Annotated in this window: 14 protein-coding genes; 6 read left to right on the forward strand and 8 right to left on the reverse strand. The window is 50.5% G+C overall.

Annotated features, from left to right (window positions below):
* Positions 1 to 48: 48 nt before the first annotated feature.
* Positions 49 to 2,694: a bifunctional lysylphosphatidylglycerol flippase/synthetase MprF gene (gene mprF / locus MUG84_RS14230; RefSeq protein WP_244725707.1), complete on the reverse strand. Its 2,646-nt coding sequence runs from the start codon at positions 2,692 to 2,694 to the stop codon at positions 49 to 51.
* A 155-nt stretch (positions 2,695 to 2,849) separates the two neighbouring features.
* Between mprF and MUG84_RS14235 the strand changes: the two genes are divergently transcribed.
* Both MUG84_RS14235 and MUG84_RS14240 read left to right on the forward strand, forming a co-directional pair.
* Positions 2,850 to 3,161 carry an ArsR/SmtB family transcription factor gene (locus tag MUG84_RS14235; RefSeq protein ID WP_244725708.1) on the forward strand — a complete coding sequence of 104 codons (312 nt, stop codon included), beginning with the start codon at positions 2,850 to 2,852 and terminating at the stop codon, positions 3,159 to 3,161.
* 116 nt (positions 3,162 to 3,277) lie between these two features.
* Positions 3,278 to 4,402: an NADH:flavin oxidoreductase gene (locus tag MUG84_RS14240; RefSeq protein WP_244725709.1), complete on the forward strand. Its 1,125-nt coding sequence runs from the start codon at positions 3,278 to 3,280 to the stop codon at positions 4,400 to 4,402.
* 101 nt (positions 4,403 to 4,503) lie between these two features.
* On the opposite strand, the gene MUG84_RS14245 is transcribed toward MUG84_RS14240, so the two are convergent.
* Both MUG84_RS14245 and MUG84_RS14250 read right to left on the reverse strand, forming a co-directional pair.
* Positions 4,504 to 7,620, reverse strand: a complete 3,117-nt coding sequence (locus MUG84_RS14245; protein ID WP_244725710.1) for an MMPL family transporter — start codon at positions 7,618 to 7,620, stop codon at positions 4,504 to 4,506.
* 183 nt (positions 7,621 to 7,803) lie between these two features.
* Positions 7,804 to 8,415 (reverse strand): TetR/AcrR family transcriptional regulator, encoded by a 612-nt coding sequence (locus MUG84_RS14250; protein WP_244725711.1) that lies wholly within the window; start codon positions 8,413 to 8,415, stop codon positions 7,804 to 7,806.
* Between the two features lie 284 nt (positions 8,416 to 8,699).
* On the opposite strand from MUG84_RS14250, the gene MUG84_RS14255 reads away from it, so the two are divergent.
* Both MUG84_RS14255 and MUG84_RS14260 read left to right on the forward strand, forming a co-directional pair.
* Positions 8,700 to 9,152, forward strand: coding sequence for a putative iron-sulfur cluster-binding metallochaperone (locus MUG84_RS14255; RefSeq protein ID WP_244725712.1), 453 nt, complete (start codon positions 8,700 to 8,702; stop codon positions 9,150 to 9,152).
* A 622-nt stretch (positions 9,153 to 9,774) separates the two neighbouring features.
* Positions 9,775 to 10,254, forward strand: coding sequence for a GyrI-like domain-containing protein (locus tag MUG84_RS14260; RefSeq protein WP_244725713.1), 480 nt, complete (start codon positions 9,775 to 9,777; stop codon positions 10,252 to 10,254).
* 83 nt (positions 10,255 to 10,337) lie between these two features.
* Here MUG84_RS14260 and MUG84_RS14265 read toward each other — a convergent pair whose 3' ends face one another.
* The 4 genes from MUG84_RS14265 to MUG84_RS14280 form a co-directional block, all read right to left on the reverse strand.
* A complete protein-coding gene (locus MUG84_RS14265; protein WP_244725714.1) occupies positions 10,338 to 11,276 on the reverse strand; it encodes an ROK family protein in 939 nt (312 codons plus the stop codon).
* Between the two features lie 14 nt (positions 11,277 to 11,290).
* Positions 11,291 to 11,992: an N-acetylmannosamine-6-phosphate 2-epimerase gene (locus MUG84_RS14270; protein WP_244725715.1), complete on the reverse strand. Its 702-nt coding sequence runs from the start codon at positions 11,990 to 11,992 to the stop codon at positions 11,291 to 11,293.
* 270 nt (positions 11,993 to 12,262) lie between these two features.
* Positions 12,263 to 12,541, reverse strand: coding sequence for a hypothetical protein (locus tag MUG84_RS14275; protein WP_244725716.1), 279 nt, complete (start codon positions 12,539 to 12,541; stop codon positions 12,263 to 12,265).
* Positions 12,542 to 12,665: 124 nt separating this feature from the next.
* Positions 12,666 to 14,357, reverse strand: coding sequence for a methyl-accepting chemotaxis protein (locus MUG84_RS14280; RefSeq protein ID WP_244725717.1), 1,692 nt, complete (start codon positions 14,355 to 14,357; stop codon positions 12,666 to 12,668).
* A 294-nt stretch (positions 14,358 to 14,651) separates the two neighbouring features.
* Between MUG84_RS14280 and yedE the strand changes: the two genes are divergently transcribed.
* Positions 14,652 to 15,881, forward strand: coding sequence for a selenium metabolism membrane protein YedE/FdhT (yedE, locus tag MUG84_RS14285; RefSeq protein WP_244726084.1), 1,230 nt, complete (start codon positions 14,652 to 14,654; stop codon positions 15,879 to 15,881).
* Entirely contained in the window at positions 15,871 to 16,098 is a 228-nt protein-coding gene (gene yedF / locus MUG84_RS14290) for a sulfurtransferase-like selenium metabolism protein YedF (protein WP_244725718.1), read from the forward strand. The genes yedE and yedF overlap by 11 nt, the downstream gene beginning before the upstream one ends.
* A 64-nt stretch (positions 16,099 to 16,162) precedes the next feature.
* Here yedF and MUG84_RS14295 read toward each other — a convergent pair whose 3' ends face one another.
* A complete protein-coding gene (locus MUG84_RS14295; protein WP_244725719.1) occupies positions 16,163 to 16,570 on the reverse strand; it encodes a hypothetical protein in 408 nt (135 codons plus the stop codon).
* Positions 16,571 to 16,747: the final 177 nt, after the last annotated feature.

The raw sequence follows: 16,747 nt of genomic DNA on the forward strand, positions 1-16,747 counted from the left end.
GACCATCCGAAGGATGAATGCAGCCCCTGCTCTTTCTTGTTCATTCGATTATTTGCTGCTTTCCGGCACCCGCCTGGACACCAGTCGGACCAGATCCACCGTAAGCACAGGCAGGGATACCCAGGACGGATAAGCCAGAAATCGCGGTTCCCACTCCGGCGTGAACTTTTCCTTATATCTGCGGAGACCCTTGAACCCGTACCAGTGTCCCCCATATTGAAACACCAGCGCGGCCAGCCTCTCCTCACGAAGCGCGCTTTTACTCTCCCCGACACTGGACAATGGCGCGTTACCGAGATTAAAGATCTCATATCCCTGCTCCTTGCACCATTCCATCAGCTTGACGAACAGATAATCCATCGTGCCATTAGGCGTACCGCTTAGATGCCGCATCAAGTCAATGGACATCGTCCGTCCTTCATCATAGCCTGGCGCAAGCGAAGCGAAAGCGAGAATATTTCCTTCCGGAGACTTCAGTAATGCGATGGGAGCCTGCTCCAGATAAGATTTGTCAAACCATCCAAGCGAGTATCCCTTCTCCCGTCTTCCTTTGATCCATTCATCGGATACCTTGCGAAGCTCCCCTAGAAGCGCATCATTAAAGGGCGGGGATGCCACCTCAAAGATATATCCTTCACGCTCGAACCGGTTGCGTACACTCCGCAAATCGGCCGCTTTTTTGCCGCTCAAGGTGAAATTTTCGAGATGGACCAGTGCCTCTTCACCCAGCTTAAAGAAGCGGTAGCCGTACTCGTGATAGATGGGCAAATAATCCGGCGTCGCCTGATAGAATACTACAGCCATCGCGTACTCGTCAGCATACTGCTGGAATTTGCCGATCGCCTCAGGCACCAGCGTTACGGGTCCCAGCGGATCGCCCAGTACCACCAGCTTATCCCTCACCTTGGCATACGGTATAAGGACCTGATCGTTCTGTGCCCAAAAAAAGCTCTTGTCACCCGTAAACAGCATATGAGTCAGCAAATTACCTTGGTTCTCCTTCAGAAATGCCCTCAGCTTGCCTTGCTCCTCTGGACCTGCAGCCGCAGCCACTGCACGGCTCGGACGGAGAACCAGAAGCATGGTCAGCAGCAGCCAGGCCCCTGCCAGACCGACCAGCGCCGTTAATGCGTATGCCTGTGGCCCAACCGCAAAATGGATGCGATCAGCCGTCGGCAGATGCTTGAGCCAGCCGTGATGAACATGGCTTCCGATCCAGTAATACAGAGCTGCAATGACCGCAGTCAGCACATACCAGAGCAGATAGTTCCGGAAATCCACCATGGCCCCTTTACGGTAAAACCTTGCACGTGACATCCACAGCGCGACACCGACGATAAGCAAAAAGATCGCTTCTTCAAAATCAAACGCCTTGGTAAATGTAAAGACAGCGCCCGCAAGCAGCAGTATACTCGTCCACACATAAGCCCTGTGAACCCTCAGCGAAATGCCGCGGGACAGAATAATCAGCATGAATCCAATGATGACCGAGATCAGATTGGATACCCGCATGATTGGCATGGACAAAATCTCCTCGGACAGCTTGAGACGGTAAAGCAGCCCCGGTGTTGCAGCCGATAATATGAGAACAAGCCCGCTCACTAGCACCAGCTTGCCAAGCGCCCACACACCGAGATCGCTTAAGAAGCGAAACTGCCCCGGCCAGCGCCACAGCCTTTGCCAGACGTTCAGCGGGACTTCCTCTCCCTCGTCTGCATTCTCTCCAGCTCGTATGGCTGCACTACCAAGCTCAAAGGCCGCTAAAATCAACCCGATCAGCCACGGCACAATATAATAAAACAAACGGAACAGGACAAGTACTGCCGCCGCCCGCTCGGAAGGAAAACCAAGCTGCTCCAGCCCCATGAGCACGGTCAGGTCGAAGGCTCCAATGCCGCCGGGCGCCATGCTCAGAATTCCGGCAATCGCCGATACCGCATACATGCCGATCACTTCGAGGAATGGCACATTATGAAGCATGGTGCTGGCGATCAGCCAGAAGGTTACTCCGGCGCAGGCCCATTCCAATAAAGAAGCGCTGAGAGAAATACCGACCGTCGTCCATGGCGTTCTCTCTTCACCTTGGTTGAACCACTTTGCAAACAGCGAGGATCTCTGCATCAGCACAAAGAGCGGCAGATACAGCGCCATCCCCCATACCGCAAAGATAAGCCAGTGGTGCTCCTGCATAATGTTTCCTACCGGAAACAGACCGGCAATAATCCCCCAGGAAAGAATCGACAGCCCCGTCACGACAACCGGCGAAAGGAACACTACCGCTGAAGCCATTAATGCCGGGGGAACCCCGCTTCTTTTATATAAAATCGTCCGGAGTCCCGCTCCGGTAAGTCCCGCGAATCCAATAACATTGTTAAACGTGTTGGCAATCCACGAATATCGGAATGTACTCCAGAATCCAACCTTTAACCTGAAATGACGGCGGATCATAAAGTCATAGAGACTCATGGCCGCAACGGAAAAGAGGGAGAACAGAAAAATTTTCGCAACCGCTTCTACCGGCAGCCTGCGAAGCTCACCAAATGTGCGGCCAAGCGATATCTGCTTCAGCTCCTTCTGTCCTTCCCAATAGACGAGTCCGATAACCGCAATCGGTATCAGTATCCGTACCGCCTTAATCCGGTATATGGAAGCCAGGATGCGGAATATTTTGTACCGCTCCAGTCTTTCCTTCATGCCAAGCACCCTTTCACTTGTAAAGATTGGAACTTTATTCCCTTATTATCCTAACATAAAGCCTATCTGATACAAATGTTTAAAAAAAAGCCAGGCGTAAAAATAAAATCCAAACGCGTATTTACATTTCTATAAAAATAGATATAATAAGGCACATGGATATATTACAAACGATCAAAGCTTTATCAAACGAGACCCGTTTCAACATTTTAGAATGGCTGAAGCATCCCGAGGAGCATTTCAGTCCTCAGGAACATATGCCATCTTCTTGTGACTTTAAAGGAGGCATTTGCGTCGGTTCCATCTCGGCAAAGACAGGACTCGCCCAATCCGTTGTTTCCGGCTATCTGGTCAAATTACAAAAGGCAGGCCTCCTGGAGTCCCGCCGCTCGGGACAGTGGACTTATTACAGACGTAATGAGGAGGGTATTAACCGCTTTATCGAACAACTCAAGAAAGAGCTTTAAGCTTAAAAGCATACGCATACGCCACTTAAGCAAATAGCTCTTTCTTTTGATCATATATTTCTATTTTTATGGAAATATAGAAAAATAAAAATTATTTACATTGGAGGATTCCATACATGAGCCAGCAAAAACAGGATGTCCGTTCTACAGCTGTATTATTCCAACCCTATACCGTGGGTAATCTGACTCTTCCCACCCGGATCGTCATGGCGCCGATGACCCGCAGCTTTTCCCCGAACGGAGTGCCAGGACCGGATGTGGCTGCATACTACCGCCGCCGTGCAGAGAACGGTGTCGGTCTGATCATCACCGAAGGCACGCTGATTGACCATCCGGCAGCGACCGATGATCCGAACGTACCGAATTTCCACGGTGAAGCCGCCCTGAATGGCTGGGCCGAGGTTGTAAGACAGGTCCATGAAGCCGGAGGCAAAATCATGCCGCAAATCTGGCATATCGGCATGACTCGTCCGGTCGGTGCACAGCCGAACCCCGAGGCGCTGCCAATTGGTCCGTCCGGTCTCGACCTAAGGGGCAACAAGATTACGGAGCCGATGACAGAGGATGAAATCGCCCGGGTCATCCAGGCATATGCCGATGCTGCCGCGAATGCCAAACGGATCGGCTTTGACGGCGTGGAAATCCATGGCGCCCACGGTTATTTGATCGACCAGTTCCTATGGGAAACAACCAATCGTCGAACCGACGAATACGGTGGCGACATGATGAAGCGTGCCCGCTTTGCCATTGAAGTCGTTAAGGCCGTCCGTGCTGCAGTAGGACCTGACTTCCCGGTCGCGCTGCGTCTCTCCCAGTGGAAAACGACCCACTATGACGCGAAGCTGGCCGATACACCGGAAAAACTGGATCAGCTGCTGACCGCGCTTGCAGATGCGGGCGTAGATATTTTCCACTGCTCCACACGCCGCTTCTGGGAACCGGAATTCGAAGGCTCCAATCTGAACTTTGCCGGATGGGCGAAGAAGCTGACCGGCAAAACGGTCATCACGGTCGGTTCCGTAGGCCTCGACGAGGCATTCACCAGTCTCTTCACGGAGGGCAAAGGCGCCGGGAAGAAGGATATCGATGAGCTGCTGGACCGTCTGGAGCAAAATGAATTCGATCTGGTTGCAGTTGGCCGGGCTCTGCTGGCGGATCCTGCATGGGCAACCAAGATCCGGGAAGGACGCTTCGAGGATCTGAAGCCATTCACGCCTGAAGTGTTGAAAACACTGGTTTAAGGTATCGGCTTCTCGAAGTTGATACTCTCATCTAAAAATAAGGACCATCAAAGAGCCGCAGCTCTTGATGGTCCTTTTTGCTGTGCATACCGCACGTTTATTTATTTATTCGAATCCTTACTGCTCACATGCGCCACCTGCAGACGCTCCGAACGCCGCTGCTTGATTTTCTCAGGCAGCACGATTAATGCCGGAACCAGCATCGGCAGCAGGATAAAGCAGAGCACGATCAAGCCCACGATGACGGCTGATGCCAACTCGATCAGCAGAACCAGTCCTGACGGGATCAGGGTGGCAAAGGTACCGCCCAGGATCACCATCGCGGAGATGATGACGCCGCCCACGCTTTTCGCCGCTTTTACAATCGCATCCCCTGGCGCCATATCGCCCTGCTCGCGGTAGCGTTCCATCAGGAAGATGCTGTAGTCGACCCCTACCGCCACAATGATGATGAAGGAGAAGAACGGAACAAAGGATGATACGCCATCCGCCCCGATGATGTATTTTGTTACCAGATTGGATGCGCTCATCGCCACAAAATAAGACGCAACAAGCGACAGAACGATATAAACAGCCGGCCAGAAAGAGCGGATCACAAACAGCAGCACGATAAACACACTCACAAGGACGATAATGGCCGTGCTGTTGAAGGACTTGAGCTGCTCCTTGTTCATATCGTAGGTGGTTGAACTCGGTCCTGCCGCCCCGTAACTGGCGTTATCCAGTACAGTACCTTTCAGGCTGCTGGATACCGTATCATTGATCTTCTCAATGGTCTTCAGCGCAGCCGGAGAATACGGGTCATCATCCAGGATCACAATCATCTTCGTAATCTTCCGGTCCTTGGACATAAAATTGTCCTCAGCCTTCTTGAAATCCTCGCTGTCCAAAGCCTCACGCGGAATAAAGAAGGTTTTCGAGCTGTTCAGCTGGGTCAGGAAATCGCTTGTTTTACCCAGACCTTCAGAGATATCCCCCAGCCCACTGCCGCTCTTGTCGATGCCTTCCTTCAGCTGTGACATGCCGCCTGTCATGCTGGAGAGACCGTCGATCAGCTGCTTCTGACCACTTTGCACCTGACCGAGGGCCGCGTTCAGCTTCTTCATATTCGCCTCGATTTCGCGGCTGCCGCTGCTGCCCTGCTGAAGTCCCTTCTGCAGTTCATTGGCACCTTTTTGCAGCGCTGCAAGCCCTGAGGACATCTGCTTCTGCGCCGCCTCAATCTGTCCAAGTCCGCCAGCAGTCTCACCCAGCGAAGAGTTCAGCTTGGCATAATTATTGTTCAGCTGCTCCATTCCACCGCTGAGCTGCGTCAGACTGGAAGCGAGAGTCTCTCCGGTCGCTTTTAACTTCACGTAATCCGGATCTTCAGCCAGCTCGCTGTGCTTGGTCCCGAGTCCGGCAATGAGGCCGTTCATTCCAATCAAGCCCTGCTGAATTTGCGGGATCTGTCCGCTGATTTGCTGATAGCCTGCTTCCAGAGAGCCAAACCCTTTGGAAATCTGCGTCAGCCCCGCACTGATCTTGCCAGTGTTACTGCTAACGGTGTCCATACCGCTTTTCAGCCCGGCAATCCCCTTGTTTAGCTCACCGGCTCCGCCTGCACCCTTGCTAATGCCTGAGGCTACCTGACCAAGCGCTGCAGTAATTTGATCGTATCCTTCCTTTACCTGATCAGTGCCGGTAACCAGCTGATTTGCGCTGGAGGTATCCGGCGTGCTCAGTTTATCGCCAATTTGGTCGAGTCCACTTTTGATCTGGTCCACGCCCTTTTGGGACGCCGAGATGCCTTCCGTCACGGTTTCGGTCTGATTACTGATATAGAACTCCTCAATCGGCTTCGACTGCGGCTGCGTCACGCTCGCTACCGATTTGACCCCATCGATCGACTTCAGCTTATCCGTCAGCCTATCGATAACGCCCAGGACTTCATTGTTGTCCATGGCTTTGTCGTCTTCAATGACTACAGTCGTCGGCAGCGCCTGCCCCCGGCTGAAATGCTCCGCCACAATGCTGAAGCCCTTGGTGGACGGATAACCGTCGCCAAGCTCCTGCAGCTGGTCAAAGGATAGCTTCTGCCCGCTCGTCAGCAGTGCCGGAATCATCAAAACCACAATAATCACGGTCACTACAACCGGATACTTGACGGAAATGGATGTAAGTTTAGCCCAAAATTTGCTCTCCTTATGGCCCGCCGCCTTTTTCGAAGGCCAGAACAGCTTTGGTCCGAACACTTTCAGTAGAAACGGCGTGAGCGTCAGAATCTGCAGCACCAGTACAACCGTACCGATCGCAACCACATTCGCTGATTTATAAATACCGAAGCTCGAGAAGCTCAGCCCGGCAAAAGCAATAAACACCGTGGCGATACTGTAAATAATCGTTTTGCCCGCGGTTTTGTAAGAAGCGATAATCGCCTCGTCCACAGACAGCCCGTGGGATAGTTCCTCCTTGAACCGGTTGAACAAGAGAATATTGTAATCCGTACCAATGCCGAACAGGATCAGCACCAGCAGCATCTGCGTCACGCTCGTGACCGGAAAATTCAGCTTGTCGATAATCTGTGCGGCAATGCCCATTGAGCAGAGGTAAGAAATACCGACCGCAAGCAGGGAGACAAACGGAATGATCAGGGAGCGGAACATCACAATCAGGACCACCAGGATGAAAATGACGGTAAGCACCGCGCTCTTTTCCACCCCGGCCGTCGAGGCCTTGATATAGTCATTCTGGATAAAGTCCTCGCCGCTCAAGTAGTATGGAACATTCACATCCCTCAGCACCTCTTGGAACTGCTTGTCGATATCATCCACGTTACGGCCGTTTTTCTCTAGGTTGAAGGTGGCCATCAGCGTCGTGTTATCCTCCGAAATGAGGGAGGACTTGGCGTCTTGAGTCGTGATCGGATCAATCAGCTGGGTAAAGCCGAGCTCCGACTTATGCTGAATCATGCTCTCGATCCCGGATGCAATATTCTTCATATCCTCATCCGTCAGCTTGCTTTCCCTATAAAAAACAATAATATCGCTGGTTCCACTCGAGCCAGTCATCTTGTTGAGAAGAGCTCCGGCGACCTTGGAAGGGCTGTCTTCCGTCAGCGGGTCCTGACCCCTCTCTTGTAAAATGGCGTTCACATCCGGCTGAAATACGGTCAGCAGCACGGTTGCTATAAGCCAAAACACCAGGATCGCCCAGCGCCATTTGATGATTTGCCGCATGCCTTTGATTTTCCCCCTCGCAAATTTGTTAGTAAACAGGCGTTCATTATTGCACCAAAAAAAAGGCTCACCTATAATCAATTTCATAATGCCAATGAAAACCATTATGAAATTGACTACTTTGCATCATATAAAAATCCCGCTGAATTTATTCATCTGAAGAATGCGGGCACGGCACCACCATCAAGTGGTGAGCCGAGACCCTATTCCCAAATAGTACAGATAAACAAACTCGTTCACGAGCCTTTTTACAGTCCCCCCGTCCTCATTCTCCCTCAGGATCAGGCATACACCCTCCACAATGGTGCCAGCGAACATGCGCGCGCTTTGACGCTGCTCGGGCGTAAGCTTTGATGCGTTTTCCCAGCCCGACGCAAACGCATCCTCCAGAATGTTCACAATCAGCTGCACTAAATCCGCTTTGGCCTGCCCATATTTGGAGCCTGTACTGCGGTTCAGCAAAATCGTCAGCTCCGCGCTGTAAGCATCAAACAGCCCGACAATCGTATCCTCCACCCTCTTCAAATAGTTAATTCCTTGGTTCTGAGGTGTGTAGCAGTGGTCCAGTTCCTTTTTTAGATCGAGAACGTTCTCAAGGAGCTTTTCATAAACCGGTCTGACGAGCGCTTCAAACAGCTCCTCTTTGTTCTTGAAGTAGCGGTAAATGTTGCCTGTCGTGATACCGGCCGCTGACGAAATACGGCGCATGGAAGCGTCCATATAATCATGGGATTTGAATTCGTCCAAGGCCGCCCGAAGAATGCTTTGGCGGACATCTTCTTTAAGGATTTGCATAAATAAACACCCGTTTACTATTATTTTATGGTTTTGATTATACAGCCTCAGCATCTCATTGGCAAATCTGGATGGTGTACCCTGCGAACGGTTCCAGGCCAAGCATTCACTCAATTTCGAAGCCCGGATCCTCGATCATCGCGTTAACCCAAGTGATCCGTTTCATACTACAGGGCTCTTTTCTAAAAGATTGTTGCTTAAAGTGGCATGTGCTAAAATAGAACAGGAACATTTGTTTGTGATCGCAACAAACCAATGGACTGGCGTCATAAGGAGTGGTAAAAATGGATAGCTGTTGTCAAACATCCACCGAAAAGCCGAGAACACCTACACAATGCCCTGTTTGTCATCATAAGGGTAAAATTATTCAATTGATTACTCTCAAATCATTACTCCAACCAGCAGCATTAGAAACTATTCACCCTGAATCAAATTACGCTTTTTGCACTAATTCGTCTTGCGAAGTTGTCTATTTTAGCGATATACAGACCTTTGGCAAAGATATACTCAAAGTCTCGGTGTTTCAAAAAAACGATGCGCTCGATGTACCTGTTTGCTACTGCTTTGGATGGACAAGAGAACGCTTAATACAAGCTGTTCAAGAAAATCAGCATCCCCTTGACCATATACGAGAACAGATTCAAGCTAATCGTTGCGGATGTGAGGTTAATAACCCACAAGGAGCCTGTTGTTTGGGCAATGTTACTACATTCATTCGGAGCCTCGACAAGAGTTAATCTCTTGTTATCTCATTCAGCAACAATTCTTGTGAATAGAACCTATTTAAAAGTCCAAAGCGCAAAAAAAGAGATGTTCCGTTAAGAACACGGGAAGTTTGATCATGCCAGCGGTCAACAGCGATGCGCAGAAAGAACAACGGTTCCCGATCCAGCCGACAACAGGTCCGCCCGCTGTCCACCGTTGTCCTTGAAGGAACCACTCAGATGTTAACTCTAGGCTTTGAAATACAGCCCTTGATACCAAGCTTACTATCGAACCGGTTCTGGGACTTATGATTCTTCTGCCGAAAGCCCGCTTCCTCTAGCGGATACCCAGCTTGGCGGCCTAGATTCACCGCGCTGTTCCTCACGGTCTACCACCTGATGCTTTGATGCTCGTCCTCCTTGTCATTTACAACTCCGTTCACCTGATGATCTATGAAAGGTTTATCGGCTGCCCCGCCCCTCTTTTCACGCGTCGTACAAATTAGAACAACTATCGTCAAAATCCGCCATAAATAGTCAATGGTCCAGCATATTTGCGGAAGGAAAACTGCGCTGTGAACCCGAATGTTATTCTCATGGATTGAAATAGATTGCAGATTCTCAAAGAATCAAAATCTCTGAAGGAGGGATACGCATGGAGTTTCAAGTGATTGAAAGAGAGGCTTTTACGGTAACCGGTAAAATGCGCGAGGTATCTACGAAGGACGGCAGCAATTTGGTGGACATTCCGGCGTTCTGGCAGGAGTGCCACAGAGATGGAACGTCGATGAAGCTCGAGGCTATTGCCGGGGGACAAAATATGTACGGAATTTGTATGGATTTTGATGGTGAGGGCGGATTTCATTATCTAATAGGGGTAGAGACGGACGGGGATGAATCCGAATCAGGGGAGCTCGTATCCCGCGTCATTCCGGCTGCAGCATGGGCTGTCTTCACGTCAGTCGGCCCTATGCCTGGCGCCATCCAGAAGGTCTGGCAGCATGTCTACCAGGACTGGTTCCCGTCCAGTGGATACGAGCATGCCCATGGGCCCGAGCTGGAGATTTATCCACCTGGGGATACCATGAGTGATGATTATCGCTGCGAGGTATGGATTCCGGTCGTGATAAAATAAACCAGTTTGATATTTAAAATAAGCCTGCTCATGTTCTTTTACAATTCATGCATCAGAACCTGTACAGGCTTGTTTATTTTAATCTACGTCTCCAGCTTCAGTGGGGAAGACTTCAATTGATCCAGAACCAGTTTGGCTGCACCGATCGCCCCCGCTTCATTGCCGAGCTCCGCTGTACGCACATCCGCATGCAGCCCCATGCCGTTCATGGCTTCAAGGAGCAGCGGCCACCATACCGTTTTCGAGTCAACCAGACCGCCGCCAATCAGAATCGCCTCCGGGTTCAAGCCAATATGAAGGTTATTCACCACAATGGCCAAATGAGAAGAGAACTGCTTCAGCACCTGTGTAGCCTGCGGCTGCCCCTTCAGATGATCATCCAGCACTTCAACGCCGGACGTATAAGCACGTCCCGCCGCCTCGCTTGCGAGCTTGACCAAAGCCGTACCCGACAGGTACTGCTCAATGCAGCCGCGCAAACCGCAGTTGCAGGGTCTACCGCCAGGCACCAATACGGTATGCCCCCACTCACCGCCGTTCCAATGGGCACCTCTGTACAGCTCGCCCCCGATCATGTTGGCTCCGCCAACACCCGTTCCGAGCGTAAGCATCGACAGATCCTTGATGTTTCTTCCCGCACCAAGCCAGGCCTCACCTACAAGTGCTGTATTGGCATCATTATCTACGAATACAGGCAGACTATAGGCCTCTTCCACCCATGCCTTAGGATTAGACCCCATCCAGCCCGGCAGATTATCCGTCGCAAACACGATTTCTCCTGTCTGCACGTTGACCCTGCCTGCCGTGCCGATGCCAATACCCTGGATATCCTGATGCTGCGCCAGCAGGTTATCCAGCAGCTGCCGTATGTTCTCCAGAATCCGCTCTTTGCCCTGCCTGGCCTCAGTTGCGTTTTTGTCCTGACCTAGAAGCTGTCCCGAACCATCTAGAACCATCCCTTTAATAGAGGTGCCTCCGATATCGATTCCTATGACCTTCATGCCTGCTCCCATTACATTCATCGTTCCCGGCCTCCTTAATGGGTTTCCCCTTTCAGTGCTTCGCGGACCGCCAAGGCAAACCTCTCCGTGATGAGCTTGGGCCTGGTAATCGCCGACCCAACAACAACCGCATGTGCCCCAAGCTTCAGGCAGAATGCCGCCTGCTCCGGCGTGTTGATTCTACCCTCTCCAATCACCGGAATACGAATCCTACGGACTGCCTCTTGCAGCAGCTCATAGTCAGGCTCCTTTTGCTGCGGCGAATACGGGGTATAGCCGGAAAGCGTCGTCGAAATGCAGTCGACACCGATAGATTCGGCATATAAAGCTTCCTCCAGCGTCGATATATCGGCCATTACTTTCTGGCCATGCGTCTTCATGTAAGCTACAAGCTCTTCCAGCCTTTCGCTATGGGGTCTTCGGTTGCGTGTTGCATCCAGGGCGATGACATCTACCCCTACCTCCATCAGCTCACGAACTTCACGAAGCGTAGGCGTAATATATACTCTGCTGTCGTCATAGTCCCGCTTGATGATGCCGATGATCGGCAGCCGGGTCGCCTGCTTGATCGCAGCAATATCGTGAATACTGTTCGCGCGGATTCCGATGGCGCCTCCCTGCTCAGCGGCGAGGGCCATCTTGGCCATCGTATCCCCTCCATGCAGCGGTTCATCCTCAAGTGCTTGGCAAGAGACTATCAAACCGCCTTGAACCTTTTGAAAGTATGAATCCTCCATACATTCATCTCCTGTTTCCCTCTACCTTGGGCCAGTATCGGTAATATATTCCGGATGTGATCTCTTCGAAGTCTATACTTTCTTACATCTTATCAAAGACTAGAGATTTTCTCCATTATTATTTTATATATGGGAGATTATTTCTTTCTAAACAAAAAAAGCTGGATCCACCTCATCCTAAAGTTAGAGTGATCTCGAAGTCAACAAGAAAAGCCCATTGGTCCCTACTGTGGGACAATGAGCTTTTCTTACATTTTGACCGCTTTCCGATTAATCCTCGTCCACGGCAATTCCTATATCCATCAGGTAATCCATCTCGGCATCAAGTACAGCTTCGACAGTCATTTCATCTAACTTAACATCTTTACGACTCAACACGTAGTCGACTAAATCATCGCTGTCGATCTCCACTTCGCCTTGTTCATTCGCTTCCGCCGTGTTGATAAACGTCTTCTCATGCTTCAGGACAACCCTGATGCTTTCGGGTTCAGCGCCCGTCTCAGCCGCAATATACTGCACAAGCTCCTGCTCGTTGAGTGTGCTGCTCATGGCCTTCTCATCTCCTTATTTCATGTCCTAGTGCCATTGTAACATAAAAAGCTTGGGTTTCCATTTTTTCAAGCAGGAATTTAACAAATTTACAAAAGTCAGGATCCTTTTTTACACAGATCGACTATTCTAAGTACTTAAATTTTTGAATTTCTTTCTGCAGCTCCTTCGCCATGCCGTTCATGGAGCCGGTAGACGCGGAGGTCTCCTCCATCGCCGCCAACTGCTCTTCGGTCACCGCCGCAACGCTTTGGGAGTGCCCGGCAATATGCGCGGACAGTTCCACCATCCGTTCTTCCGAGCTCAACAGCTGCTGCGTCAGGGCGGAGAGTTCCTCTATAGAGGCAGATACCTCCTGCGCTTGTCCCGTAACGGTCTGGATGGATACAAAAATATCTTGAAAAGCTTCACCCGTCTTGTGCATAACAGCCGTTCCCGCTTCTAGTTCAACCGATCCACGCTGCATGGCATCGACGGATTTAGATACGTTTCCTACCATATCACGGATGCCTCCGGCAATTTGCTCCGAGGCGGATCCAACCTGGTCCGCCAGTTTTTTCACCTCACCGGCGACGATTGCAAAACCTCTTCCGTGTTCTCCAGCCCGCGCCGCTTCAATACTCGCATTCAGCGACAGCAAATGGGTCTGGTCCGCAATCTCCTTGATGAACAATGTAATTTTCTCAATCTTATGAGAGTAGTGTCTAAGATCATTCACGGCTTCCCTCGAGTCCTCCATCACAGACTGGATTTTCTCCATTTGTGATACAGTCTCCGATAGAAGCTCCATTCCCTGCTCTGACCGCTTCTGAACTGTCTCCGCCGATTCAACCGTGATGGATGCAGATTCGGCAATGCGCAGCAGGCTTGCCGCGCTTTCTTCCATCGCCGTCTTATTTTCCTTCATGCGGGCCATTTGGTTCTCCGCTGCAGCAGACACTTCCTGCATCGATTCGGCAATTTGCCGAGAGGCAAGCACTGTCTGTTCAGACCCGAGCGCTAGCTCTCCAGATGCCACGGCCACTTCAGCCGCATGATGATCAATCTGGCTCATGAGACGGTTCAGATGATGCTTCATGTTATCAAAAGAACGGGCCATACTGCCGATTTCATCCTTTTGACGGATGTTCAGATCCTCACCTGTCAGATCACCTGCGGCAATCTGCTCCACAGCACGCGCGACCATCGACACCGGACGGGATATCATACGGATCATCAGGTAAGCCATAGCGATCCCCACAAGCATCGACAGAAGCACGACTAAGCCCAGCACCACCTTGGTTCTTTGTTCCTGATCCAGAGTCTGCTGTAACTCTTCATTCAGCTGAGCCTGCTGGTAATTCTCCAGCTCATCTGCCGCTGCGGTCATTTTCTTCACCATGGGTGCACATTTTTCTTCTACAAGACGGGTATATGTGGCCACGTCGTTCTTTTCCTTGTATGTCACAATTTCATCGACAATGGCAGAATACTCTTGTTCTAGATCAGCAAGCTGAACCAGGAGTTCCTTTCCTCTTCCCGTTTGAATCAGCCCTTTCGCTTTCGCAGTAGCCTCACCGAATTGTTTCCGGCTGTTCAAGTAGCCTGTGAATTCCTCCTCATTTCCCGTAAGCAAGTATCCTCTCACATTCTCGGCTTCCAGCGCCGCGATCCGCCCAAGGTCCTTGGCCAGAAGCATTGTTTCCACACGATTGTCAATGAGCGAGCGGTAGCTTTTGTTTGCTTTCGACAGCTCTACCCAGCCGATTGTCCCCACAATCAGGGTAATGACCAGCACAGTTGCAAAACTTAAGGAAAGTTTCTGTTTAAACTTCATGTTTGCAATCCCCTCCATTTATGTAACCTATCCGAGACTTATTACCTATCTTTTTTTCTGTTTTATACACAAAATTCTATTATATAAATTTATATTGTTTCAAAATCAAACGTCGTTGACAAGGGATAATTTTCCGAAAAGTTAAAAAAATGAACGCATTCCCTACATACTCCACCCAATTCAGGAATTTCGAACCATAATTCTCCTAGAAAAACAATTTCCTCCGCACACTCTTTAGAAAATGATGTAAAATTGATAAAGTTTGGAACATATATTTTCATCATCCAATATTTTATGGTTTATAGAAGGGCAGGAATAGCAATCGTGTTCAGAAAAGCATTCAATCAATATTGGAGCCCTTATATCGTCATGGCTGTTGCAGGCGTGCTGAGTGCCGTATACTTCGGAATTACCAAAACGGTATGGGCGGTAACCGGTGAGTTTACCCGCCTCGGCGGACAGATTCTGGGGCTCTTTGGTGTGGACATTTCGGACTGGGCTTACTTCAAGCTCATTCATATGGAAGGAACCACCTTTACCCGCACGGATGGCTGGATTGTATGGGGCATGTTCATCGGAGCACTGCTTATGGTACTGTTTAGCAACAACTTCAAAATACGGATGCCGCGGCAGAAGCGGCGTTTGCTCCAAGGTCTGATCGGCGGCTTCGTAGCCGGCTTTGGCGCCCGGATGGCACTTGGCTGCAACCTGGCGGCTTTCTTCACAGGTGTGCCGCAGTTCTCGCTGCACTCGTGGATATTCATCGTGGCTACGGCGGTGGGTACTTTTGCGGGAGCCAAGCTCGTCAATACCCGCTGGTGGAAAGGCAAACCCTTCCTGCAAAAAGGCAACACGGCTTCCATCATCAAGGAGCGCAAAAAAATCCAGCCCTATATCGGCGCTGTTCTTGCGCTTGCCTACGCTGCACTGATCATATATTTCTATGCCGCAGGCAAAAACATGCTGGGCACAGCCGCCTTGTTCGGCGCCGCCTTCGGCATCCTGATCGAAAGAGGGCAAATCTGCTTCACCTCCGCTTTCCGCGATTTGTGGATCAGCGGACGCGCCACCATGACGAAAGCGATCACGCTCGGCATGGCGGTCAGCTCGGTTGTAACGCTCATCATCATCTTGGTAAACGGTATGGATCCTGTCACCAAAATAGCAGCGCCAAGCACGCTGATTGGCGGCCTTCTGTTCGGCGTCGGCATCGTGATGGCGGGCGGATGCGAAACCGGGATGATGTACCGTTTGATGGAAGGCCAGGTGGTGTTCCTGCCGGTATTCATCGGTAATATCGCTGGGGCCACTGTGCTTGCTTACGGCTGGGATCACCTGGGGATCTATAACGCGCTGGTGAAGATGGGCAAGCCGGTCAACCTGATCGACGTCATGGGACCGGCCTGGGCACTGATTCTAACGCTTGTCCTACTGGCGGTCGGCTACATCGTGGCTGCTATTTGGCAGAAAAATTATCGCTTTGGTGTCGGATTCAAGAAAGGGGAAACGAAACATGTCCATTGATTTTACGCTGGATCTTAGAGGGGAATCCTGTCCTTACCCGGTCATTTATACACTGGAGACACTGCAGGGAATGAAAAAAGGCGAGCTGCTTCAAGTCATCGCCGACTGCCCGGCGTCTTTCCGCAACGTACCGGAGGAAGTCGTCAAGCATGGCTACACGCTCGAGCAGGAACCTGTGAAAAACGGCCGCGAGCTGTTGTTCTACATCCGTGCATAAATACCCCACAAAGTGGGCCTTCGCTTCTTCAAAAAAAAGGATTAGGGTGCGAAAAAAAGTCGCCCTAATCCTTTTCAATTTCAAATTGATCCGCAGCCCAGGCCACAAACGGCACCCGTCCCTGCGCATTCAAATCCTTGATATGAATAAACAAGTCGCGGTCCGCCTTCATAGTAAAACGGATCAAGTTGTCATAGATCATAACCTTCTCTACTTCCGCCAGGTCAAACGTCCTTGTGCCTTGAACATTGACGACTCTTACCTTGTCTCCCATGATGCGAATATAACGTGAGTATACGTAAGCGAAACGCAAAGACAGAAGCAGGAGCACCGCCATAAAAACGATATTCCACACAGCTTGTGCCTTCGAGTAATCAGAGGTCCACTCCAGTGCCAGCCGAATTAGAGCAGCAAGCAGGAGAAGCCCAAACATTACGATGTTCATCTTGTTGCCTTTAAATGTTGCAGTCATAGTTTGAAACTTCCTTATCATAAAAATATCGTCGTTCCTAATAGGTTCTGGCACTTCAATATAACGCTATTTTCACGCCGGCACAAGGCTTCTGCGATAAAAAAGCCCCCCATAACCGCTAACAGGGACGAAAGGCGACAACCCCTCTCCAGTATATTGCAAAAGGCTCCTTCTATA

Origin of the sequence: Paenibacillus mangrovi, assembly GCF_022898935.1 — a bacterium.
In the GTDB taxonomy this organism is placed as follows: domain Bacteria; phylum Bacillota; class Bacilli; order Paenibacillales; family Paenibacillaceae; genus Paenibacillus_AQ; species Paenibacillus_AQ mangrovi.